The organism is Paenibacillus sp. P4_A9, assembly GCF_056402415.1.
Window position 1 is genome coordinate 1 of record NZ_JBFUHL010000007.1, and the last position, 23,592, is coordinate 23,592.

The 23,592-nt window shown below is 47.6% G+C and carries 17 protein-coding genes; 1 reads left to right on the top strand and 16 read right to left on the bottom strand.

What is annotated here, in order from left to right; all coding sequences use genetic code 11:
- The coding region (locus AC1DVJ_RS08055) for a helix-turn-helix domain-containing protein (protein WP_477589738.1) at positions 1–809 on the top strand (809 nt) is incomplete at its 5' end.
- 110 nt (positions 810–919) lie between these two features.
- On the opposite strand, the gene AC1DVJ_RS08060 is transcribed toward AC1DVJ_RS08055, so the two are convergent.
- From AC1DVJ_RS08060 to AC1DVJ_RS08135, 16 genes are all read right to left on the bottom strand, one after another.
- Positions 920–1,936 carry a LacI family DNA-binding transcriptional regulator gene (locus AC1DVJ_RS08060; protein WP_477589923.1) on the bottom strand — a complete coding sequence of 339 codons (1,017 nt, stop codon included), beginning with the start codon at positions 1,934–1,936 and terminating at the stop codon, positions 920–922.
- 81 nt (positions 1,937–2,017) lie between these two features.
- Entirely contained in the window at positions 2,018–3,592 is a 1,575-nt protein-coding gene (locus tag AC1DVJ_RS08065) for a DUF3502 domain-containing protein (RefSeq protein ID WP_477589740.1), read from the bottom strand.
- A gap of 41 nt (positions 3,593–3,633) precedes the next feature.
- Positions 3,634–4,542, bottom strand: a complete 909-nt coding sequence (locus AC1DVJ_RS08070; protein ID WP_477589742.1) for a carbohydrate ABC transporter permease — start codon at positions 4,540–4,542, stop codon at positions 3,634–3,636.
- 45 nt (positions 4,543–4,587) lie between these two features.
- Positions 4,588–5,502, bottom strand: a complete 915-nt coding sequence (locus AC1DVJ_RS08075) for an ABC transporter permease (protein WP_477589925.1) — start codon at positions 5,500–5,502, stop codon at positions 4,588–4,590.
- A gap of 86 nt (positions 5,503–5,588) precedes the next feature.
- Positions 5,589–8,300, bottom strand: a complete 2,712-nt coding sequence (locus AC1DVJ_RS08080; RefSeq protein WP_477589743.1) for a beta-galactosidase — start codon at positions 8,298–8,300, stop codon at positions 5,589–5,591.
- A 275-nt stretch (positions 8,301–8,575) separates the two neighbouring features.
- A complete protein-coding gene (locus tag AC1DVJ_RS08085) occupies positions 8,576–10,111 on the bottom strand; it encodes a response regulator (RefSeq protein ID WP_477589744.1) in 1,536 nt (511 codons plus the stop codon).
- The gene (locus tag AC1DVJ_RS08090) at positions 10,089–11,924 is read right to left on the bottom strand and encodes a sensor histidine kinase (protein ID WP_477589745.1); all 1,836 of its coding nucleotides are present in this window, start codon (positions 11,922–11,924) and stop codon (positions 10,089–10,091) included. Before AC1DVJ_RS08090 ends, AC1DVJ_RS08085 begins: the two co-directional genes overlap by 23 nt.
- A 23-nt stretch (positions 11,925–11,947) precedes the next feature.
- A complete protein-coding gene (locus AC1DVJ_RS08095; protein WP_477589747.1) occupies positions 11,948–13,243 on the bottom strand; it encodes an ABC transporter substrate-binding protein in 1,296 nt (431 codons plus the stop codon).
- A gap of 201 nt (positions 13,244–13,444) precedes the next feature.
- Positions 13,445–14,413 carry a formimidoylglutamase gene (gene hutG, locus AC1DVJ_RS08100; RefSeq protein WP_477589749.1) on the bottom strand — a complete coding sequence of 323 codons (969 nt, stop codon included), beginning with the start codon at positions 14,411–14,413 and terminating at the stop codon, positions 13,445–13,447.
- Positions 14,410–15,717 carry an imidazolonepropionase gene (gene hutI, locus AC1DVJ_RS08105; protein ID WP_477589751.1) on the bottom strand — a complete coding sequence of 436 codons (1,308 nt, stop codon included), beginning with the start codon at positions 15,715–15,717 and terminating at the stop codon, positions 14,410–14,412. The genes hutG and hutI overlap by 4 nt, the downstream gene beginning before the upstream one ends.
- A 15-nt stretch (positions 15,718–15,732) precedes the next feature.
- A complete protein-coding gene (gene hutU / locus AC1DVJ_RS08110; protein WP_477589752.1) occupies positions 15,733–17,415 on the bottom strand; it encodes a urocanate hydratase in 1,683 nt (560 codons plus the stop codon).
- A gap of 66 nt (positions 17,416–17,481) precedes the next feature.
- Positions 17,482–19,044 carry a histidine ammonia-lyase gene (gene hutH / locus AC1DVJ_RS08115; RefSeq protein ID WP_477589926.1) on the bottom strand — a complete coding sequence of 521 codons (1,563 nt, stop codon included), beginning with the start codon at positions 19,042–19,044 and terminating at the stop codon, positions 17,482–17,484.
- A 291-nt stretch (positions 19,045–19,335) separates the two neighbouring features.
- Positions 19,336–20,196, bottom strand: coding sequence for a DUF421 domain-containing protein (locus AC1DVJ_RS08120; protein WP_477589753.1), 861 nt, complete (start codon positions 20,194–20,196; stop codon positions 19,336–19,338).
- A 107-nt stretch (positions 20,197–20,303) separates the two neighbouring features.
- Positions 20,304–22,133 carry an FAD-dependent oxidoreductase gene (locus tag AC1DVJ_RS08125; RefSeq protein WP_477589755.1) on the bottom strand — a complete coding sequence of 610 codons (1,830 nt, stop codon included), beginning with the start codon at positions 22,131–22,133 and terminating at the stop codon, positions 20,304–20,306.
- A 180-nt stretch (positions 22,134–22,313) separates the two neighbouring features.
- Positions 22,314–22,484: a hypothetical protein gene (locus AC1DVJ_RS08130; protein WP_477589757.1), complete on the bottom strand. Its 171-nt coding sequence runs from the start codon at positions 22,482–22,484 to the stop codon at positions 22,314–22,316.
- On the bottom strand, positions 22,481–23,542 hold the full coding sequence (locus AC1DVJ_RS08135) for a glycoside hydrolase family 88/105 protein (protein WP_477589759.1): 1,062 nt from the start codon (positions 23,540–23,542) through the stop codon (positions 22,481–22,483). Before AC1DVJ_RS08135 ends, AC1DVJ_RS08130 begins: the two co-directional genes overlap by 4 nt.
- Between the last annotated feature and the right edge of the window lie 50 nt (positions 23,543–23,592).

The window sequence follows — 23,592 nt, forward strand, 5'->3', positions numbered from 1 at the left end:
CTTCTGGATGGATCGTGCCTAATCGAAAACTGTTGGATTATTTACTTATTTACATTCAGGAAGGAAGCTGTCAATTCGATATTGACGGTAAATTGACAGAATTTCAGGAAGGTGAATTTTGTCTCATACAACCAGGTTCAATATGCTCACTAAAGGGAATTACGCGAACCATTACACCATTTGTTCATTTTGATCTTTTCTACAATTCGACCCGGGATCAAAGTTTTCCAACTAAACCAGGACAAATTGATCTATCTGAGTACAAGCATCTTATGCAGCCACGATTGAACGACTTTGTAAACATATYGATACCCGTGAAATTTAGGCTTTCTCGCTCTGTTCAAAAAGAAACCTTAATAAAAATAGTTGGACTTTGGCAAAATGGCGACGTGATCAGTCATTTGGAAGCGAATCATTTGATTACGGAAGTCGTCCTTGAGTTATTGAAACAATTTAGCGATCTGAATCAAGAAGATAAATCGTTTAAGCCACAATCCTTAAACTGGATCACTTCGTACTTGTATAATCATATTTCAGAATCGTTATCGCTCGATGATATGGCAAAAAGAGCAAGGCTCTCACCATCAAGGTTCTCTGCTCTTTTCAAAGAGAAGTTTGGTGTTGCTCCTCATCAATATTTCCTGCATTTGCGTATTCAGCATGCTCAAGAACTTATAAAACAAGGCGCCTACTCAATGGAAGAGGTAGCACAATTTTGCGGGTTTACCGACGCCCCTCATTTCTCAAACGCATTTAAGAAAATTACGGGTGAAACGCCAGGACAATATAGGAGAAATGACCTGATGTAACGCGCAAAAAGGGTGTCCCCAAAGTCATAAAAATGACTGAGGGACACCCTTGGCGTATTCCTTGACTACTGCTTAACTTCCAAAAAGTTTCATGATTTCTTCCCTCCTTCTCATTGCGTACTTTGCCTAATGATGAGATTAGGCGTCAGAACTGTCAGCTTCTTCACCTTTTCTTTCTGAATCAATTTGGATAAAATGGCGATCGCCTGCTTACCCAGTTGTTCACTATGCTGCGAGACTGTCGTTAGCTCCGGATTCATCGCCGATGACAATTGCGTATCATCAAATCCAGCAATTGCGATGTCCTCTGGGATTCGCATCCCGCGAGCGATCGCCACTTTCATCGCACCTATGGCTACATAATCGTTTATGCAAAATATAGCTGTAGGCCGATTCGGCAGCTCAAAGACGGCATCCATGAGTTTCCCCCCGCATGACATAGAGAAATCCCCTAAGCGTACCCACTCCTTGCGAAAAGAGAGATGATTCGCCTCAAGTGTACGCCGGTAAGCTTGCAGCTTCTCCATCGTCGTTGTGGTTTCTGCGCATCCGCCCAAGAAACCAATCCGCCGATGTCCACGATCAATCAAATGCTGAACAATCAGCTGTGTGCCCATGAATTCGTCCGTTTTCACACGATGACACGGATGTCCTGGCAGAGTGCCATTAATGAGCACAATGGGAATCCTCTTCTGAATATCCACTACTTCCTGTACAAGGTCCTCCGGGCAATGACGTGCATTAATACGGCCGCCCATGATAATAAGCCCATCCACCTGCCTTTCACATAGCAAATTTAAATATTCGGATTCTCTGCTGCAATCACTGAAGGTATTGCATAGAAAAAGGGTGTAACCCAGCTTTTGCGCAGCTCTCTCTGCCCCTCCGAACACCTCTGGGAAAAACATGTTGCTGCTATCCGGAAATAATACGCCTATCATTCCRGTCTTCTTATTCACAAGACTGCGCGCTAAAGCGTTGGGCTGAAACTTATGCTTTTCGATGATAGCCATAATCTTCTGCCTGGTCGAGGTCCGAACGGGTGCCGTATCATTGAGAACGCGAGAAACCGTCGCGACGGAAACGTTCGCTTCCCTAGCAATATCGTAGACTGTAATGGTTTCCAGGAGCTCACTCTCCGTTACGTCAAAATGAAAAGCGAAAGATCGAAGGCCTGTTCTGAAACAGACCTTCGATAGGATACATCCTTATTTCGTGCTTTCTACCATTTTTTTGAATTCGTCCAATTGCTTCTGTATTTCCGCCATAACTTTGTCAAAACCGGCAGATTTCAAACTCGCTCTGAAATCTTCTACTGCTTTCACAGGGTCACCCGCTTTACCGTAGAGGATCGCAGGTCCCTTGGATCCCACTACCTGTGTAATTGCCGTTAACTCATTCGTGACGTTGGCTTTGTCGAATACAAATCGGCCGTAAGGATAGGCTTTCTTGATCTTATCGTAAGAGGCATATAAATTGCCTTTCCCAGCCCAGTCTTCGCCATTCGGAATTTCATTCTTATCGATACGACCACCCCAGAAGTTAGAGTAGAAGTCATCTCTCTGGACATCGTAACCATCAGGACGGAAGCGTTTGCCATCTTTCACAACATACTGTACGCCTTCGAGTCCATAGTTCATCAGTTTATAGATTTCAGGGTCTTGGCGAATCAAATCATAAACCATCAATGCGCGCTCTGGATGCTTACTTTTCGCACCAAGAGAGGTACCGCCATGTGTGATCGACATCGAGACTAGATTATTTTTGGTCGCTGAGAAAGGGAAGAATTGCAGATCTGAACCTGGCTGCAGCTTATCCATTTTGATGCGCTCGCCGAGGTAGGTTTGCGTATGATGCTGATCCACGGACGTTTTCCCCGCTTCGAGCAACGAACGGTTGTCGCCTTTGTAGTTCAAGACATCCTCGCGCCAGAAGCCTTTGTCGCCCCAGCTTTTCATCATTTTAGCAAAATCAACGAACGTATCATCGAGGAAAGGGCTATACGCTTTATACTTATCGTTAAAGGATTTGCCATAGACTAATGCGAATAAACCTGTATTAATTGGGAGCTCAATCGCGTCCGTGTAGGAATTGATGTAGCCGCCAATATTTCCGCCTGATGTCCCATTCGTATCCCAAGGAATAACGCCTGGCTTCTTATCCTTGACGCCTTGCAAATATTTCTCTAAAGTCTTCCAATCCGTGATTGGCGACGTAATACCGAATTCCTTCGCCCAATCTCCCCGATACTGGAAGCCGTGATTTACCCATTGTGTATAGTGATCTTCGGGGATTAGCATGATCTGATTCTTGTATTTCGTCTCTGCCCAGTTCTCTGCGGGTACTTCCTTCCACGTGATCGGCGCATAGGTTGGCAGGAGCTTATCCATCGGCATGAAGGCGCCTTTTTGCGCATTTTGCCACGTATCCAGCCAGTCTGTTGCTACCGTAATCAAATCAACAGGCTCGCCAGAAGCCAGCAATAGATTATACTTCGTTTGCCAATCTGCCCACTCCACCCATTTGATGTCCAAATTCGCATTGACCTTTTGTTTCAGAAGGGCGTTCAGCTTTTCCATTACTTTCTCAAACTGCCCATTTTTCGGCTTGTCGCCTAACATGACATAAGAAATCGTTTGGAACTCAGAAGTATCGATTTTACCACCTGCTGCCGTTGAAGCCGCTGTCGAATTGGGATTGCTTGAACTCGTACAAGCTGTCAAACTTACTGCGAGCGTTGCTGCGAGTGCGACACTAAGCACTTTCTGATTTCTCTTTAACATGGAATTGCCTCCCCATCAATAATTTGATCTATGCTTTGACGTCAGCCTTTAACAGCACCAACGGTGATACCTTGGATAAAATATTTCTGAATCATCGGGAAGAACAGGATGACGGGGCCGGTTGCTACGACAGCTGTCGCCATTTTCATAGACTCCATCGGCATATCTCGGGGTTGTACGTTGGAGGAAACCGACGAATTCTTGATAAAGTCCGCACTGGTAACCACATTATAGAGAAATAATTGTAAGGGCCTATATTTCAAATCTGGTGAAAGGAAGAGCATGGCATTATACCATTCATTCCAATACCCGAGGGCAATGAATAAGCCGATTGTCGCCAAAGCTGGTGTCGTCATAGGCAAGATCAGCCTTGAAAAGATTCTGAAATCGCCGGCTCCATCCATTTTGGCGGACTCTGTAATCGCATGAGGAATCGATGTGACGAAGCTTTTCATCATAATAATGAGGAAAGGGCTCATCAATCCTGGCAGCAGAACCGCTAAATAATTATCCTTGAGGTGCAGCCATTGGGTCATAATTAAGTAGAAAGGGACGACCCCGCCTTGGAACAACGTAGTAAAGTAGATGAAGAAGGAAATCCGATTCCGATAAGGAAAGTCTGGGCGCTGCAAGGAATATCCAGTCATGGCAACAATGAATAGTCCGATGGTTGTTCCAACAATCGTGATCCCCATCGTTACCCCATAGGAACCAACAATCATGCCAGGATTCTCGAACACGATTTTATAAGCAAACGTACTGAATTCTCTTGGCCATAAATTATAACCATGTAAGGTAATCGACTTCTCTGCCGTGAATGAGGTTCCAAGGACGAGTAGAAACGGCACTAGGCAGCATAGCGCGAAAAACCCGATAAAGATGTAGCCGAATAGTCGTATGGCGACGGACGAGAAATCTCTCCCCCTCTGACGAGCGATGACTTGCTCCACTGGGTGTCCCTCCTAATCGATCAAGTTAGATGAAGGCTATTTCAATTAAAACAGTGTATTATCAGGCGAAGCCTTCTTCACAAGCCAATTCGCTGTGATGACAATGAAGAAGCCAAATACGGATTGATATAAACTGACCGCGCTTCCTAATGAGAAATTGAAGTTGTTCATTAAGGATCGGAACACGAAGGTTTCAATAATATCTGTCGCTTCGAAGAGTGCGGTGTTATTGGCGCCAACTAAGTTGTAGAACAATCCGAAGTTCCCGCGAAGGATACCGCCCAAGGAGAAGAGCAATAAGATGATGAATGTCGGCTTCAGCCAAGGCAGTACGATGAAGCGAATACGCTGCACGGCATTAGCACCATCAATTTCTGCGGCTTCCACGATTTCGGAGTCTAGCCCCATAATGGCGGCGAAATAGACAATGGAGCCGTAGCCGGTGGAGTGCCACAAATACGTAATGACAATGATAAGGGGCCATATCGTTGGGTTAGAGTACGTCTTCACGGGGTCCCAACCGATTGATTTGAGAATGCCGTTCAACATCCCATAATCGTAGCTAAGAATGTTATACGCAATGAGGCCGACAAGGACGAATGAGATGAAAAAAGGCAGGAACATCATGGATTGCGTGACTTTCTTGAACCACTTTTTACGAAGCTCATTCAGTAATACTGCAATACCGATCTGCAGGATATTTCCAAATAGGATGAAAGCCAGATTATACGCAATGGTATTAGACGTTAGCTTCCAGAGCGCGCCTGAGGTAACCAGAAATTTAAAATTGTCAAACCCAACGAACTGACTGCCGAAGATCCCGGCCGAGTAGTTATAGTTGATGAAGGCAAGATATAGGCCAGGCATGGGCAGATACGACATCACTAAGAAAAAAAGAATCGCAGGCACGCACATAAGTACTAAGGTGCGGTGTGTCCAAAATCTAAAAAATCTACGCATCGGTGTCGCACGCTTCTTGAGAACCAAGGGTACATCCTTTACCGCTTGTGTTGTGTTGGCGGTTTTCATGCGCACGCCTCCTTCAATTAATTCTCGGATACGGGTTGGAAACGCAACGGCTCCAATATCGCATCCTCATTCAAAGCTACCGCTTCCAGCATAATAACAAGGTCATTCCCCGCTTCCTGTTCATGAAACCAAGCACCAGGAACATAAAATGATTCATCGCTGCCGCCACGGAAAACTGGCCTATTTGCACCACCTTGGGTCCATAATCTCCCCACCAAATGACCATTGAAGAACACTGTCAGCTTCATATCACGGCCTTTGACGTAAACACGCCAGCCTAATCCCTCATTCCGATCTGTAAGCTTGCTGTAGAGCCATGAGACTGCCCCGGGCTTCATCGCTATGGCATCTGTGACAGGTTGCGCTTCTGAATGCGCCATCTGCGCATGTTGCAATAAACCTTGTTCCTGACAACCCGTTACCGTCCACTTCTTCGCAGACATTCCTTCGTACAGCTTGATTTGACCGTTCAAAGAGATATACGTTTTATCTAAAAATAGCGTGATTACCGCTGTTTCGCCTGCTTCTACATAAGGTGTCAGTTCGAGAAAAGGATCATGTGGATTCACTTGACCAAGTGAATGACCATTAACATAAGCATAAGCTTGTGTGAAGTTACCCGGCGTATGCAGGATGAACGAATCGGCTGTGTCCGACAGCTTCACCTGCTTCCGATAGCAGTGGTGTGAAGGCTGCTCCGCAGATAACCAGCCTCCAAGGCTCCCAATTGGCCACTGGCCATCATCCAAATCTGTGGCAGCGTAATCGTCCTTGTCCTCTGTCGATTTCATGTGCTTGCATCGCCAGTTCTGGATTAAATCCCGTTCCGAAGTGACCCCAACGATGCCGGTAAGTCCCTTCAGACTGTTCAAATGTAGTCCGGGAAGCGTCGTATCGTGGAAATTCGTATGTCCCCAAATTTCCGCGCGAGCTGTGAGTTCAGAGCTTATGTGAATATTCGGAGGGATTGGCAGCATGCAGCTTGTACCGCCGGGCGTTACTGTCCCCAAATAGGCTTCGCCCGAATAGAGTGAAATCACATCACTAGCACGTTGTACAATAAGGCCTTGATAATCTCGCTGAAGCGGTAATTGCGCTTGATACCAAGCAAACCCGCGATAGATCCCGTGTTTTTCTAAATAATCAGCGCAATCTCCAATCGATATTGCATCACTTGCAAGGGCAATGATCGGGTCAACGCTGCTATGCATCCAAGTCGAGTCCATGACTCGGCTTTCTGTGGTTCGCACCACTGGTATTCCAATTTGCAGGTTGCCTGCTTCATCGACACCTTCCAACAGCAGTGCACGAGCGCGACTGATACCGACGATTTCGAGAATTCGCCCATCTGCTAGGTGAATACTGGCACTAGCATCGTTGACCGCAGCTTGAAAGGATAAGGTAATTTGATGCTCACGAATAGGGGCATGAACCTCCATCGTTGCGTTCTGTATGTCAATCTCCGACTCGAAGGAGAAACGTAATTCCCCTACTCCCTCTGTATGAAAAATGAGGAGAGTGCGCTGCCCATCCGCAAGCTGCTTCACCTGAATCAGCTCTGCCGTTGCATAATCGAGTTGGCCGCCCCCTTCTATTCCCCATGTTCGTAACGGTATTTTCAGTGGCAAGATCGGACACTGACCTGTAACGACATTTAATAAAAATAAGAGCTCTCCACCTTGTTTTAAACTTAGTCGACTCGTTACTCCTTCCGTTGGCGATGCTTCTGCCAAAGATGACCCATAGGTTTGAATCACATGATGCAGCAATCTGCCTTCGTATGCTTCTTCACGTATGTGCCCTTCCGGCGTAATCATGCCATGGAAATCGTAATCCGATGTGAGAAAAGATAAAGGGTTGCCCCAATTATTGGCCGCATTCGTAAAGCCGAAATTCGTTCCTGAAGCTTGCAAATAAGGACCAAGCAGCTTCGCGCCTGCTGATAAAAGTCTTCGGAGAAGAAAGTGAGAACGATTCGTCTCAGTTACCAGTAAGGGATAGCCCCTGCGCGATAATTCTTCTCTGTAACTGAGCACTTTCTCTTCAAAGACCGGATCACGGTCATTCGGGTAAAAATTACAGGTTGGCACAACACCGTCCGCATCCCCGGTTGCCTGAAACAATCCGCCTTGACCCGCACATGCAATCAGCGGGACCTTGATGCCAGATTGAAGGGCCATATCTCTCAATGCTGATATGTAGCCTTTTGGGTCCTCACATGGGTAGAAATCGAGCTCATTCTCCAATTGAACAGCGATGATTGAACCGTTCTGCCCAAGCTCATATTTCTGAAGGATTGGTAGAATTTGCGCATACCATCTAGACACATGCTGCAAGAAATGAGGGTCATTATCCCTCAGTCGCAGATTTTCATTGACGAATAAGTAGGCAGGCAATGCGCCCCCATCCCACTCTGAGCAAATATAGGGTCCTGGTCTTGCAATAACCCATAAGCCAGCTGCGGAAGCCTCCTGAAGAAAATACGCGACATCCTTCCCTCCGCTGAAATCCCAATCCCCTTCTTMAACCTCATGATGATTCCAAGGAAAATACACATCAATTGCGTTATAACCAATGGCCTTCACTTTACGTAATCGCTCTGTCCATACTGCGCGAGGGAGTCGAAAGTAGAATAAAGAAGCACAGAGTATGATTGTTGATTGGCCATCTATTCGCATCGCTTCGGGCGATAATTGAATGATTTGTTCTTGGCTAATGGATCCCTGCAATGGTTAACCCCCTCAGTTCATCTCTCTGACAGATATTATGAAACCCGTTTCATTCGCCCGTCATGTATAACTGTTGTCCCTAAAGTCAGTATAGATGATTTATAAAGCGCTTTCATTGAAGGAAACTTCTAAATATATAAGAAAACTAAGATGTTTCTGACTTCCATGCATAGCAAAAAGCTGTGAATTATAACGCAATTCACAGCCCCATGCCTTCTATATTTTACTGATTTCTTATATAAATCACAGAACTCACGAGTTATTTCACTTTAATATTAAGACTCACATCGAAATTCTTTGACTGTTTTCCCTTCAAGCTCTTTAAACACCTTACAGAAATAGGAGGTCTCTTGAAAGCCTGTTTTCTCAGCTACTTCATAAACCTTCAGAGAAGCATCCTGAAGCAGCAATTTCGCCTTACGAATTCTACAGCGATTCAAATATTCAACGAATCTTAGCCCTGTCTCACTTTTAAACAAATTGGATAGATAGTTAGCGCTAAGTTGAAGGTTTTCTGCCAACAGAGCTACCGTAATATCCTCGGCGTAGTGCTCTTCCATATAGGCAATGGCAGTTTGAATTTCCTTGCGAAATGGTACATGCCCCTTCGATTCACATATCATCTCTTTCATCCAATCCCGGAATAAGGGTTGCCAGTGGTGAAAGGAAGGCATGGGTTCAAGTAAAATATTCAATTGTCGAAAGGTCACCTCCGCGCTAGGCGTAAACGTACCTCTTCCGATTGCTGTTGCTTTCGCCAGGATGGCCAACTCATGGAGATAGCTTTTTACTTCCGCTAATGGGGGCTTTCTTTCCAATAAAAGGTCAAAGAAAAGTTCCGTTTGCATATCTACTTCAGAGAATTGTCCGTTTTGGATGGCCGTCGATAAGGCTTTCATCGAAATCTCTTTACCCTCTGTTGCTGTGGACTTCTTACTGGCGTAGGCATAGACTTGACCTGTCCCTTCATAAATCGATCGTTCAAGGGCAGCTTCAGCTTGCTTATACAGCATCGGCCAATCCTTTAAACCATACCCGATCGAACTGAGTCCAACGGTCAGGGTAGAATTTCCTCCACTTTCCTTCATGAACAAGTCTGCTTGTCGCAGCAATTCTTCGTTGCACGCCCGCTCACTTTTTTCATTTGGCATATACGTCATGATAACGGATCTATTGTCTGAAATGGGAACGCGTACATGGGTACCTTCTAGTTGTGAGAAGAAGGTGCCATTGCCACCACTTTTGTTGCACTCACCTTCGATGAGGATTACGGCTGTTGGTCCTTTGGACATCGGAAATTGAATCGCCTTTGCTTGCTCCTCCATCTCCTCAACTGTCTTTAGTTCCCCGAAGAGGAGTTTACGTCCGAGTAAATGCCACATTTCTTGCAGGTTCGCATCTCGAATATTTGCTTGTCGCTTCTGATGTTGATCCGCTTCAATTTTCGTATTCATTTGATGAAGCAATTGCTGCAAGGATTCAGGCTCCAAGTCATGCTTAAGCAAGTAATCCTCAGCACCTAGCTTTAAAGCCTCCTTAACGAAACGGAAATCATCGAAGGAGCTTAGCGCTACGATTTTGATCGAAACATCGTCTTGCTTCACCTTCTGAATCAACTCAATCCCATTCATCTCAGGCATCGAAATATCTGTCAGAATCAAATCAACAGGCTGCTGCTGTAATAAATCAAGGGCATGCACGCCATTCAATGCTTCGCTCACAATTTGGAAACCGTAATCTTCCCATCGAATAATCGATTTAATCGCATATCGGTAGATCGCATTGTCCTCAACGATCATGGCTTTCAGCATGTTCAGCCCACCTCTGTCGATTTATTTTATAGGGAATACGTACAATCGCTTTGGTGCCCACGCCTATCGCACTCTCGTAGCTAAGTCCATAGGACTGACCATAATAAAGCTGAATCCGCTCATGCACATTGTGAATACCAATGCCTGTCACACCAGGGACTGATTCTTTCTGTGAGGCCATTTTCACAAGACTCGAGGCTGCTGCCTCATTCATGCCTTTGCCATTATCTTCTACGATCAGTGTTAAGACCTGCTCATCAACCTGTGCGCTTACCCGAATGAGACCCTGCCCTTTGGACATTTCGATCCCGTGAAGAATCGCATTTTCAACCAAAGGCTGCAGGATGAAATAGGGCACCTCACTCGTCATCCACTGCTCATCCACCTCATACGTGATTTCAAAGGCATCCCCATAGCCAATCTTCTGAATAAACACATAGTTCTTCAACTGCGTGATTTCTTGAGCTAGGCTTTGAAATTCACCCACGCGCCGCACGGAAGATTTCAATAGGTCGATGACTGCAGTAACCATTCGCTCGATCTCCGGCTGTTCGTTCATCCGAGCGTACCATTTCACCGTGCCAAGGGTGTTATAAAGAAAATGAGGATTAATCTGACTTCTTAATACGGTGAATTCCGCTTGCTGCTTGGCGATTTGCTCCTTGTACACGGTATTTATGAGCTCATTGATCCGACCGAGCATGAAATTAAACCGGATCGCTAGACTGCCGATTTCATCTTTCCCTAATGGCATTACTCTCACGTCAAAATTGCCATCTTCTACGCGTCGCATCGTCTGCTCCAGAATTTTGATATTCCGCGCAGCAGAGTTGGACAGTATGGCAGCGAAAATCGTTGAGATCAATACAGCTACTAATGAAACAAGGATGATAACGAAAACTAATACTTGTGTACCTGACAACAAAACAGACATCGGAATAAAGCAAAGTACCCGCCATCCCAAGGTTGGTGTTCGTTCTTGCACGAATAAATGGCTATCAGCGCCTGCAAATTCCACAGTGGCCATGGCCTCATCTTGTTCACTCAGTTCATTATGAATACTTTTCTTGATGAGCCTGTCTGATTCAGGAGTGCCCCCGCCTACCAGCAATTCGTTGAATGGGTTAAGAATTGCGACATTATTCTGCTGAATGATAGAACTCCCACTGCCAAGTGATAGAAAATAGCTAGCATCAATACTGAAAATAATTGTACCTAAGCTGCGATCGATTTGGTTCACATCAATGAAATCTCGGACTAGGAACACTTCTTTTTGATTCCGCAAAGAAGCTGACCATCCAACACTAAGATGTTGCGATTGCAGATAGTCTTTCCCGCTTACCGTCATGGAGGAAACATCCTGTTGACCCAGTGTATGTTCCAGTCCCTTTTTATTTTCCCACCAATATAATTGTCCTTTGCTCGTTTGAATCATAATGGCATTCAAATAGGGATTACTATTGCCATATTGCGCCAGGAGAAATGACATGCGACTTCGGAAAGCAGGGTAATTATCGCTCGTTACTTGCTCCCCTTGTTCAGCCATAATTTGCCGAATACTCGTATCACTGAGGACATAAACGGAGGACGTGAAGGCTTCCTTCGCTTTGCTTTCAATATTGTCTGATACCTGGTGGATCACTTGCATGGACAGATCCTTGGTATTCGCTTCAATGAACTGGGTTGACGCATAGATCGCAGCCCCGCCGATAGTGGTGGAGATAAATAAAATGAGAACCATATTGGAAAGGAATAGCTTCGTACGAATTCGAAAATCTCTGATCCGTTCAAATACCGACGGAATACCCACCATTCATGCCTACTCCTTACCACTTCTCATTTGGAGAGTGTACGAATTTGATTAAATGCTTTATCCAGCTCTTGCACCGTTTGGTCCACATTGTGAGCCCGATCAATGACGAATTTCGTAATGGCATTGAGATACAGCTTCTGCAAATCTTGATTGACGAAATCGATGGACAAACTCGACCAATCGTACGTTTTACCTGTTTGAATATAGGTTGTGTCTAAGTCGACATAGGTGGGATCAAAGTCTTTCGGTAAGCCTTTAATGACAGATAGTGCTTTCTTTCTTGTTTGGAAAATGTCGCCCATTTGCTGCGTAGCAAATAGCTCCAATGTTCGTAAGGCGGCTTCCTTATGAGGGGATTTGGGATTGACAACAATGCCGCCTGTCGATTTTAATCCGAAGATCGCCTTGTTCGGGTCGGCCGAATAAGGGAATGCGAATAATCCCAAATTGCTGGATGGATTTTTGGATTTCACCCCATCAATCGTCCAAGTCCCATTAATAATCATCCCGGCTCGCCCTTCCGCAAGCAGCGATTGCGCTTGGTTCCAGTCCGTATCAAACGGTCGTGGATTGACATAATTCAAGCGTTCACCAAAGCGTTGCAAAATGTCTTTGAAATGAATCTGGTCAGCAGCAAAGGTTGTTTTGCCTGCTTCAATATCCGCAATCCATGAGGGATTCCAGGCATGCTGATTCGCCAAAAGATCTGCCGCGATGTCCCAACTGATTGTCCAAGCATCCTTATAGCCCGCGGCGATCGGAATGATCCCCACTTTTTGCAGAGCTTTACAGGCTTCTATGAATTGTTGCCACGTCTTCGGCGGTTCCTTAATACCGGCCTTAGCAAATGCCTCTTTATTGTAAATAACACCAACACCATTCACATCGATCGGCAGCGCCCAAACTCGCCCATCGGCTGACTTCACACCACTAAGGTAACGCTCATCAATGTTAGTGAGGAATGGCTGATTACTTAAATCCATTGCGTAGCCTGTCCCAATAAAATCCTTCGCCGTGTCCAAATTATCAATCATGTACATATCCGGCATATTGCCCGATATCGCCCATGTACGAAGCAAGCTCAAATAGTTGCCACCATCAACACCCGTAATAGCGAATGAATATGAAGGATGTTTCTCAGTGAACAGCTGCGTACCCAAATCGATCCATCTGCGAGCGCCTTCCTCATCAAAATGGTGAACCCATGAAAGTGTTTGCTCCGTTGGTTGCACTTTGATAACATTCGTTTCGTTCTGCGTCTGACAAGCCGTTAACCACATACATAGGGATACGACGAGGGTAATCCCGCGAAATTTCATCCAATCACTCTCCCGATGATAGCGTTTACAAATAATTCGAAAGACATCATCGTTTTATGTTCTCACATGAGGGTTGCTGTATATAACGAGAATATTCTGTCTATCTACTATAAGTGGTTTAGCTCAAATAGAAAAGAGCTGAAAACCCTAAATGCGGATTTTCGGCCCTTTTTAATAGGGGGGGGCACTCAATATTCTTCATTATTTCGTGCGCGCTGCGAGCCCTGCCAAGAAGCTGAGCATGAACTGTACCGCTAAACGCGAGGTTACATTACGCACATCGACGGTCGGATCAATGCAGACGAAGTCCAGCCCTTGCACCTGCGGCAGCGAACCTAGACGGTAGAGGGCATCCAGCGCATCCCACGGATTCATCCCGCCGGTACCGATCGCCGGGCATCCCGGTGCATAGGCCTGATCGATAACGTCAACGTCAAAACTTACATACAGCACATCCGTGCCATTTCCCGCAAGCAAAAGCGCCTGGTCGAGCACAGCATCCATGCCCATCCGCCGAATATCACGTGCCGTATAGACATGTACGCCTTTACTCTTCACGTAGTCATGGTACGGCTTCGAATTCATGAAGCCTCGAATACCGATTTGTACGATGTGATGTCCCTGAACCACACCCGATTCGAGGATGCCGCGGAACGGCGTTCCGTTGGTGACGCCACCGTCCTCAAAATTACGAACATCATGATGGGCATCAAAATGAAGGATACCCACTTTTTGACCAGGATGGCGGTCGACGAAGGCCTTGATCGACGGGCAGCTCGTCGAATGATCACCACCAAAGATGATCGGGATCAAGCCCGGCTGATCGTTATATAGCGCGCGCAAACTTTCCTCGATGCGGCGGTGGCATTCGGCGATGTCCGTCACATGCATTTGGATATCGCCGAGGTCACGAACAGCTAACTCTTGCAGGTCAACACCATACTCCATAGAGTATGTAGTAAACGACTTGAACGCCGTACGAACCGCCGCCGGCGTAGTCGAAGCGCCTGAATGCGAGATCGACGGCTTAGACAACGGGATGCCGATAATGCCTGCAAGCAATTGTTCTTGACCGTCCCACTGGTGAATCCAGTGGGCAACCTTGGTTTCCATATGATCTCTGAACGCAGCTTGATCAGGCGGTTTGAGAAATGGGATCTCGTGGCTCATAGCGCAGCCCCCTCCTTATTTGCTTCTCCAGTCACGATGGAACGGTTCCATACGGTCACGTTTCCGCTTTTGATAACACCAAACGTATGGTTAATACCGAAATGATACGGCAAATAAGCGAGATTCGGCGCATCAAATATCGTTAAATCCGCACGCTTCCCCACCGCGATCGAACCAATATCATCCCCTCGTCCCAGCGCGTTCGCCGCGTTGATTGTGCATGCGGTCAGAATCTCTTCCGGCGTCATCTTCAAGTTCAGAGACGCCAGCATCATGATTAGCTGAATCGACTCGGTCGGACAGGAGCCTGGGTTATAGTCCGTTGAAAGGGCCACCGGCAGTTCATAGGTGTCGATCATGTCGCGTGCACGCGCATGTTTGGCCAGGCCAAGGTTAAACGAAGTGCCTGGTAACAGCACTGGAATCACGCCTCGTTCGGCCATTGCAGCCAAGCCTTTATCGGTCGCTGCCAGCAAATGCTCAGCGGAAATTGCACCGATTTCTCCCGCCAGCTCCGCTCCGCCAAGCGGTTCTATTTCGTCTGCGTGTATTTTCGGAAGCAAATTGCACTGTTTACCTTTCAGCAGAATACGGCGTGACTGTTCGACGGAAAAAACACCCTGCTCACAAAACACGTCGCAAAACTCCGCAAGCCCCTCTTCAGCCACCTTGGGAAGCATCTCATGGACGATGAGATCTACAAATTCCTCAGCACGCCCTTTATACTCTGGTGGCACCGCATGTGCACCCATAAACGTAGAGACAATATCGAGCGGGTGGGTATCGTTTAAAAGTTTCGCCACACGTAATTGTTTCAATTCGTCTTCCAAGGTAAGACCATATCCGCTTTTCGCCTCAACCGTCGTGACACCATGCAACAGCATCTCGTTCAGGCTTCGACGCGCCTTAGTATAAAGGTCCTGCTCACTGGCGGCCCGTGTACTTTTCACCGTGCTAAGAATGCCACCGCCCTGCGCCAAAATGTTCAAATATGAGACGCCGGACCGCTTCAGCGCCAGCTCATGCTCACGGGAACCGCCGTGAACGAGATGAGTGTGCGGATCGACCAGCCCTGGCGTAACCATACGTCCGCCAACGTCGATGGTCTCTACAACTTCGACGTCTACTAGGAGGTCCAGTACTTCTTGGACTGGACCAAATGAGGTGATTCTACCTGCGCGAATAGCTATCGCTGCATCCGTGATCTCATGTACTTCCTTCATTTGTTGCCCGCAGCGCGGTACATTCCCCGGAGGCGTGACCAAACGGCCAATCCCCGTAACGAGCAAATCAATCCGTTCCATCTCCTCACTCCCCCTTCACTGTCCCTGCTCACGCATTGGGATGCGAATGCCATGCTTTTCCGCTGTCTCAATCGCTTCGTCATAGCCTGCATCCACATGGCGGATAACCCCCATGCCGGGATCAGAGGTCAGCACACTGCGGAGGCGCTCATCTGCCGCATCCGTCCCATCTGCTACCACTACCATCCCTGCGTGAAGCGAGTAGCCCATGCCTACGCCGCCGCCATGATGGATAGAAACCCAAGATGCCCCTGCTGATGTGTTGATCAGCGCATTCAAGATCGCCCAGTCGCCAACAGCATCGGAACCGTCTTTCATCGCTTCTGTTTCACGGTTTGGCGACGCCACAGAGCCACAATCTAAGTGATCGCGACCGATAACAATCGGCGCTTTCAACTCGCCATTTCTCACCATTTCGTTCAACGCGAGACCGAATTTTTCGCGTTCCCCAAAGCCAAGCCAGCAAATACGCGCCGGGAGACCTTGGAACGCGACACGCTCACTCGCCATCGTAATCCAGCGATGCAGGTGAGTATTTTCCGGGAACAGCTTCATCACAAGTTCGTCTGTTTTGCGAATGTCTTCCGGATCGCCAGAGAGCGCTACCCAGCGGAAAGGTCCTTTGCCTTCGCAAAAAAGCGGACGGATATAGGCTGGGACGAAGCCTGGGAAATCGAAAGCGTTTGTTACACCTTGGTCGAAGGCGACTTGACGAATATTGTTGCCATAATCGAATACGACGGAGCCCAGTTGCTGCAGGTCGAGCATCGCTTGCACATGGGTTGCTATGCTGCTTTTGGAAAGCTTCACATATTGTTCAGGATCCGTCTCACGCAGTTCGGATGCTCCCTCCAACGTAAAGCCCGCTGGGATATAGCCGATCAGCGGATCATGAGCCGACGTTTGGTCCGTAACGAAATGCGGCTTGATCCCGCGTCGCACAATTTCCGGATATATTTCTGATGCGTTGCCCAGTAGGCCGATGGCTAGCGCTTTATTCTCTTCCATAGCTTTACCTGCCAGCAGCAGTGCTTCATCCAGCGTTTCAGCAAGCACATCACAATAACGAGTTTGAATTCGGCGCTCAATGCGAGTTCGGTCAACTTCGACGGCAATGACGACGCCCTCATTCATGGTGACCGCTAACGGCTGTGCACCACCCATGCCGCCAAGGCCCGCGGTCAACGTCAAAGTCCCTTTGAGTGAGCTATTTGTATGTTGGCGGGCAGCTTCGGCAAAGGTTTCATACGTGCCTTGTAAAATGCCTTGCGTCCCAATGTAAATCCAGCTGCCAGCAGTCATTTGTCCGTACATCATCAGCCCTTTTTGCTCCAGCTCACGGAAATGCTCCCAATTCGCCCATTTTGGCACGAGAACAGAGTTTGAGAGCAGCACACGCGGTGCACGTTCATGGGTTTTGAAAACGCCGACCGGCTTGCCGGATTGAATCAGCAGCGTTTCATCGCTTTCCAACCGCTGCAATTCGCGGACAATGGCATCGAATGAAGGCCAGTTGCGAGCCGCTTTGCCAATACCGCCGTAGACGACGAGATCTTCCGGACGTTCTGCGACATCCGGGTCAAGATTGTTCATTAGCATGCGCATGGCAGCTTCCTGTACCCAGCCTTTGCAGGAAAGTTCTGTACCGCGAGGGGCACGAATTTCTCGTTTGGACTTAGTCGAGTTTGTCATTGTCATCGGATTGTTCCTCCTGAAAAAATTATTATTTCGAGTAACTCCAAGCGTAGTAACGTACACAAGTAGCTAAAATAGCTTTCCCGACACACCCTCAACCGCTTGCAGCCATTCGCCTTCCAGCAATGCAGTCGCCACGTTTTCGATATCACGGGAAATAGAACGGTCTTCCACAACTGGGGGAACGAGCGCCCGCAGCTTATCGTACAGAACCCGCGTCGCCGGGGCGAGACCTTCAGCCCCAACAAATTCGGCAGCTTCAGCTGCACAAATCAACTCGATCGCCAGCACCTTGGACACGTTGTCGATGACCAGCACAGCATGGCGTGCTGCTGTGGTTCCCATGGACACATGGTCCTCTTGATTCGCCGAAGACGGGATCGAGTCTACACTGGACGGATGAGCCAGCACTTTATTTTCCGAAACGAGCGATGCGCTTACATATTGCGTGATCATCAAGCCTGAACCCACCCCTGGGTTATGGCTCAAAAAAGCAGGTAGTCCCCCAGATAGCGCTGGATTGACCAGTCGTTCGGTACGACGTTCCGAAATGTTCGCAAGCTCGCTCATGCCGATTTTTAGAAAATCCATGGCGAACGCGATCGGCTGCCCATGGAAATTACCGCCGGAGATGACAAGACCTTTATCCACGAATATCAACGGATTGTCGGTCGCGGAGTTAATCTCAATGGCAATCTTATCCTGCACATAGGCAAGAACTTGGCGTGTCGCACCATGCACTTGTGGCAGACAGCGCAGCGAGTATGCGTCCTGTACGCGAAGTTCGCCTTGGCGTGTCGTCAACTTGCTGCCATTCAGCAGAGTGTACAGGTTCTTCGCTACGCCAACCTGTTCAGGATAAGGGCGTACCTGATGCACCTCTTCCGCAAAAGCATCCGGAATGCCTCGCAAGCATTCCACTGTCAGTGATGCGATCACATCGGCGATTTTCGCAAGACGTAGTGATTTTATTAAAGTTAAAGTACCGATGGACGTCATAATCTGGGTACCGTTAATCAGAGCTAGCCCCTCTTTCGCCTGCAAGGTAATCGGTTTGAGCCCTGCATTTGCAAGCGCTTTCTCACCTGGTAAGCGTTCACCTTGGTAAAAGGCCTCACCCTCGCCCATCAGCACCAGCGCCAAATGTGACAGCGGAGCCAAGTCTCCGCTAGCGCCGAGCGAGCCTTGTTCCGGCACGATCGGATGGACGCCACAATTGATGCAGTCGATCAATAGCTGCAGCGTCTCCGGGCGGATGCCGGAATATCCTTTGGCCAGCGCGTTTGCACGCAGCAGCATCAAAGCACGAACCGTCGGTTCCGGCAGCGGTCTGCCGACAGCGCAGGCATGGCTGCGGATCAGGTTAACCTGCAGCTGTACAGCGTCTTGCGGTGAAATAGGTACGTCGCTAAATTTTCCGAACCCTGTCGTGACCCCGTATACCACTTTGCCAGCAGCGACCAGTTCCTCCACCATTTTGCGGCACTCGACCACACGCCTAAGTGCCTGTTCATCTAGTTCTACCGGCACATTGTCATAAACAACCGCCGCTACTAACTCAGGTATCAATTGCTCCCCGTCTAATACAACCGGAGTCGCTTCTAGGCTGTTTTCCTGCTGTTTATATACCATCGCCATGTCAACTCAGACTCCTTTCCTTTCTCGCTTTACCAAAAGAAAGGGACCGTACGGAAGTTGTTAACTTCCATACGGTCCCTTTTTAAAAAAGAGGGTTGTATGCGATTGTCCGGTATCAAGCTCCAGCCGATCCATCATCGCGATCACTCACTTTATCGTTATTATGTTTTTGCCTAATCTTGCTTAATCTTATTTTCACACGCTGGTTCGCAAGCTGTCAAGATGGCTTAATGCCCAGTTTCAGCATCTTTTACAGATGCATCGTCGTGTTCGCAACTATTCGCATCAACGCTTAAGCACGGGCTTCAATTGCGCGATGATTTCCTCCATTTGCTTCGAGCAGTGCTCGTACATCTCTTTCGCCTTTTTATTATTCGTGGTCAGTCCATACAACATCAGATCGCCCTCGCATTGCTTTAATGTCGCAAATAGCGTTGCTTTCTCCTGCGGCACAGGTACCATGATCTTGTCGTCGAACAGATCCACAAACAATTGGCCGTATGAATCCACTTGACCTAGAAATACATTTTCAATCGTAACACCGATTTTATCTAACTCGGTTTTCAACCATCCCCGGCTAAAACCGATCGTCGCTAAAGCTTCATCCATGATTTCCCCGTCCATGATAACCGCTTGGGGCTCCTTCTCGGGCGCAACTTTAATCCCCAGAAGATTGGGAGTCAGCGGTTGGTTTGCACGCGTTAATAATACATTAATTTCGCCGCTTGGTTCCATGATTGCAAATTCAACATCGGCTACTTTAAATGCAGATCTTTTGCGCAATTGCTCCATGAGTTCATCGGTGGTGAGACGTTCTTTCTTTAAATTATCTTCTAAAATCTTTCCGTCCCTAATCAGCACCGTACCTTTACTATCAATGAGATCGCGCATCTTTTTACTTTTTAACTGCAAAAATTCAATTCCTAACGAGCATGCGATCCAAACGGTTAAGGATACTAAACCTAGATACCAATTCGAATCCAAATCCAACGATATGTAAGCCGCAAGGCTCCCAATTGTAATGCCGGTTATGTATTCGAAGAAGGAAAGTTGAGATATTTGTCTTTTACCCAACAGCTTTGTCATAAAGAACAATACGACAACCGCTAATAATGTTCGTAAAACAACTTCAAGCCAATTTAACACTGGGGATCCTCCTCAATATCATACAATATTCCAATTGTATTCAATTGTTTGTCGATCCCATGAAATTTATGCAAGGATAAGATATATTTTCCAAATTTTCACCATCATTAATGACATCTGATCTCAAAAACTCTCGCATGATCGAGCCCATTGGTGCTTAGGACTTCCAAACGTAACCTACACACGTTTTCCAATTGCACATGAGCTGTAAGCTGCCGTTGGTAGTTATCCTGGATGTCCATCACTTGACGACCGACTTCGAACGTATTGGCAAAATAAGCAATCACACGGAAATCCTTCAAGGTTTCCGGTTGTGGTCCCCATTCGTTTCTTTTGTGCAGATTATCCTCGTGTGTCAGTGTCAGTCTTCGATGCATGCCTGTATCTAAAACCACCGTTATTTCGCTTATTGATATAGGTGTTTCCCATTCCAGCTCAACCCAAGGGATCTGGTCTTTAGGCTGCGACATCCACCTGTGTGAACCGGGAAGGACTAAGTCCAGCCTGACGCCGTTAGTTCCATGCATCGAGCGTGTGTATCCATCAATAATATTCGAAGCTAGCCCCTCTGGCTGTTCCGATGAAGCTCGAACAACCGCTTGGCTTGCCAAATTGTCACTGCTCGGAATGCCAGGAAGAAACGCATCCTGTTTGATTAATTGCTGTTGTGTATTCAGGATTAAATTGTTGTTTTGATACGCCTGATCAAGCGGAAGACCTTCCTTTATCGCAAGTGCCGCAAATGTGCCAGCGCCTTGCCCCATCACACCACAGGTTGCCATGACCCTTGTGCTTGAGAAGGCAATATGCGTAGCTGAAATATTACGCCCTACAAACATTAAATTCGCCACATTAGCGCTAATCATTGCTCTTAGCGGTATGCCATACACATTGTTGGTATGCGGTTGATGGCAGGGATCGACCTCTTTGGCCTCTATCCCTTGCGGTGGATGTGTATCCATCGGCCACCCGCCATAGGCGATGACATCCTCGAAATGGACGGCATTTTCCAAATCCCCTTGCGTCAGTATATGTTTGCCGATAAAACGACGAGACTCCCGCTTGCCGGGCACGAAGCCGAACCAATCAAGCGCCCAGTTCTCGGACTCCGGATGGTTACCGCTATTTTTAATATGATCCCAGACGCCCATCATGATGGCTAAGAGCTCATCGCGGATCATTTCGTTATCTGAGATCGTATCCAATAATCCGCCAAACTCCACCCACCAATACCCGTATTCCCATGAGGCATGGTTGCGGTATTTCAAATCTTCTTCTGTATACTGCTTCGCCCATACAGGCCGTATAAACTTCATCGGTTTCCCCATATTTCGAGCTGTGAAAAGAAGTGAAGAACCAAGACGATAGGTATCGGATTCCTTGCCTGCAAAAGTTTCCCCATATTGCTGGGAAGACTCCCTGCCTGTCGTAAATAACGCGCCCGCCTCTTTCCCGAGACGACCGTCTCCCGTACAGTCCATGAAGATGTCCGCGAATATTTCGAAGCCATGTTCTGTACTTTCTCTTGTAGCTAGCGCCGACACAATCCGATTCCCGTCCATTCGTACGCCGATAATCGTTGTATTCAGCATCAGTGTCAGGTTCTCTTCTGCACGGCATTTTTCATATAAAAGGAGATCAAGCATAGAAGCGCTTCGCTGTGGATTGCGAACAGCACATTCAAGAAGAATTTCTTCCAGAATGCCGCCTTCCCTGGCTTCCGTCTCTAAGGCCGTCCCTCGCTTTGAATGTGCGGCCCCAACGATGTGCATCCGAATTTCAGAAGAGGCATTACCGCCTAGAACGGATCGATCCTGACAAAGAATAACTTTCGCACCGTTCCGGGCAGCCGCAATGGCGGCTACTACGCCTGAGATTCCGCCTCCAGCAACTAGTACATCCGCATGTATGAGAGCGCTCTTATTTTTTCCACTCATGACTGATGTTTTCCCCCTCTATCAGGTTTCAATTTCCATTTTTTCTAGAAGCGTGCAAGAACGCTTTATTATTCATTGTAACTTCCAATGTCTTCAAGAAGCTATCAAATTCTTAATTTTCACCATACTTCTGAATCCATGCTATTTCGATACATGAGATCACCTACTTAACAACTATCTTTACACGAAAGGCACATAAAAGAGAAAAAAGAGACTGCCGAAGCAATCCCTCATCCCGTTTCTATACATTACAAACACCATCGTAACTAGCTGATGATAGTAAGGACCATTCATATCACTACTTAGACGCCATTTGATGTCGGAAATCAACGCTAGTTCGCTTATATTCAATCCCGAACCGCTCCAACTTCTTCCTCTTTCTCGGCCCTCTCGATGACGGCTGCAAGGAACGCGAGCGCGAGCCCTTGTCCCCAGCCTTGCGCCCATTTACGGTCAATGCGGAGATACCCTTCGATATCGTTCATGACGGCCGTCCCACCGGATACGTGCATGACCCGCCCGTTTTCGGTTATATTGGCCAGTATGCCATCTAAGGCCTTCCGAACGTACTTCGCATGCAGCGGATTGCCTTGCATCACCATCGAGGCGGCGATGCCCGCAGTCGCCGAAACCTCGCCGTAAGCATCTGGGTAATCGAGCACAGTGCCCCAGAGGCCGTCTTCCTTCTGCAGCTTTTTGATTGCTGCAAGCTGGTCGCGCAATGAACTCCAGATATGCATCATCGGGGGATACAGATAGCCTTCCGGCACCGACCTTGCCGCACGAGACATCGTATAGGCCGCCCAAGCATTGGCGCGCGCCCAGTGAATCCCGGACATGTGATCCTTGTTGATATGATTATAGCCGTGGTACCATAGCCCATTTTCCTCATCCTGTAAATAGTTGATATGCCAGAAGAACTGATGCAGTGCATCGTCGATCAATCGCTTTTCCTTCAGCTTGACGCCGACGCGCAACAGAAAATAGGCCGCCATAAATAACGTATCCGCCCAGCATTGCTCCGGAAAATCGTTTTTAGAAGACACCGTATGCTGAAGCACCCGGTCCCCGAAACGCAGTGCCTTGTTTTCCAGATAGTCCACCTTGCTGAGGATGAGATCGAGGTATCTCTGATCGTTTGTTTGATCATAGAGGGTTAGCAGCATGTGCCCCATGGCGCACGTGTTTACCGTCCAACCCGGAATTCCAGCATCGATATACTCGTCGCACCACGCCACCATCCGTTCCAGATAGGCGCGTTCGCCCGTCACTTCGAACAATCGGCTGACGCCGTAGAACGCAACGCCTCCTGGCCAATCCCACGTCAGATCCATCCCAAAAGTATAGTCCGCCACACGACCGGCAATCTGTTGCAAATCGCTCGCTGTTGCATCTAGTTTCAGTTTCATATTGCCCTCCATAAACTAGAGCCCCCGCTAACGGCAGGGGCACTTAAAAG

Excerpts from the sequence above, each read along its gene's own strand:
- AC1DVJ_RS08065 (WP_477589740.1), bottom strand. The coding sequence starts at position 3,592 with ATGTTAAAGAGAAATCAGAAAGTGCTTAGTGTCGCACTCGCAGCAACG.
- AC1DVJ_RS08075 (WP_477589925.1), bottom strand. The coding sequence starts at position 5,502 with ATGCGTAGATTTTTTAGATTTTGGACACACCGCACCTTAGTACTTATG.
- AC1DVJ_RS08085 (WP_477589744.1), bottom strand. The coding sequence starts at position 10,111 with ATGCTGAAAGCCATGATCGTTGAGGACAATGCGATCTACCGATATGCG.
- AC1DVJ_RS08090 (WP_477589745.1), bottom strand. The coding sequence starts at position 11,924 with ATGGTGGGTATTCCGTCGGTATTTGAACGGATCAGAGATTTTCGAATT.
- AC1DVJ_RS08095 (WP_477589747.1), bottom strand. The coding sequence starts at position 13,243 with ATGAAATTTCGCGGGATTACCCTCGTCGTATCCCTATGTATGTGGTTA.
- hutG (WP_477589749.1), bottom strand. The coding sequence starts at position 14,413 with ATGAGCCACGAGATCCCATTTCTCAAACCGCCTGATCAAGCTGCGTTC.
- hutI (WP_477589751.1), bottom strand. The coding sequence starts at position 15,717 with ATGGAACGGATTGATTTGCTCGTTACGGGGATTGGCCGTTTGGTCACG.
- hutU (WP_477589752.1), bottom strand. The coding sequence starts at position 17,415 with ATGACAATGACAAACTCGACTAAGTCCAAACGAGAAATTCGTGCCCCT.
- hutH (WP_477589926.1), bottom strand. The coding sequence starts at position 19,044 with ATGGTATATAAACAGCAGGAAAACAGCCTAGAAGCGACTCCGGTTGTA.
- AC1DVJ_RS08125 (WP_477589755.1), bottom strand. The coding sequence starts at position 22,133 with ATGAGTGGAAAAAATAAGAGCGCTCTCATACATGCGGATGTACTAGTT.
- AC1DVJ_RS08135 (WP_477589759.1), bottom strand. The coding sequence starts at position 23,542 with ATGAAACTGAAACTAGATGCAACAGCGAGCGATTTGCAACAGATTGCC.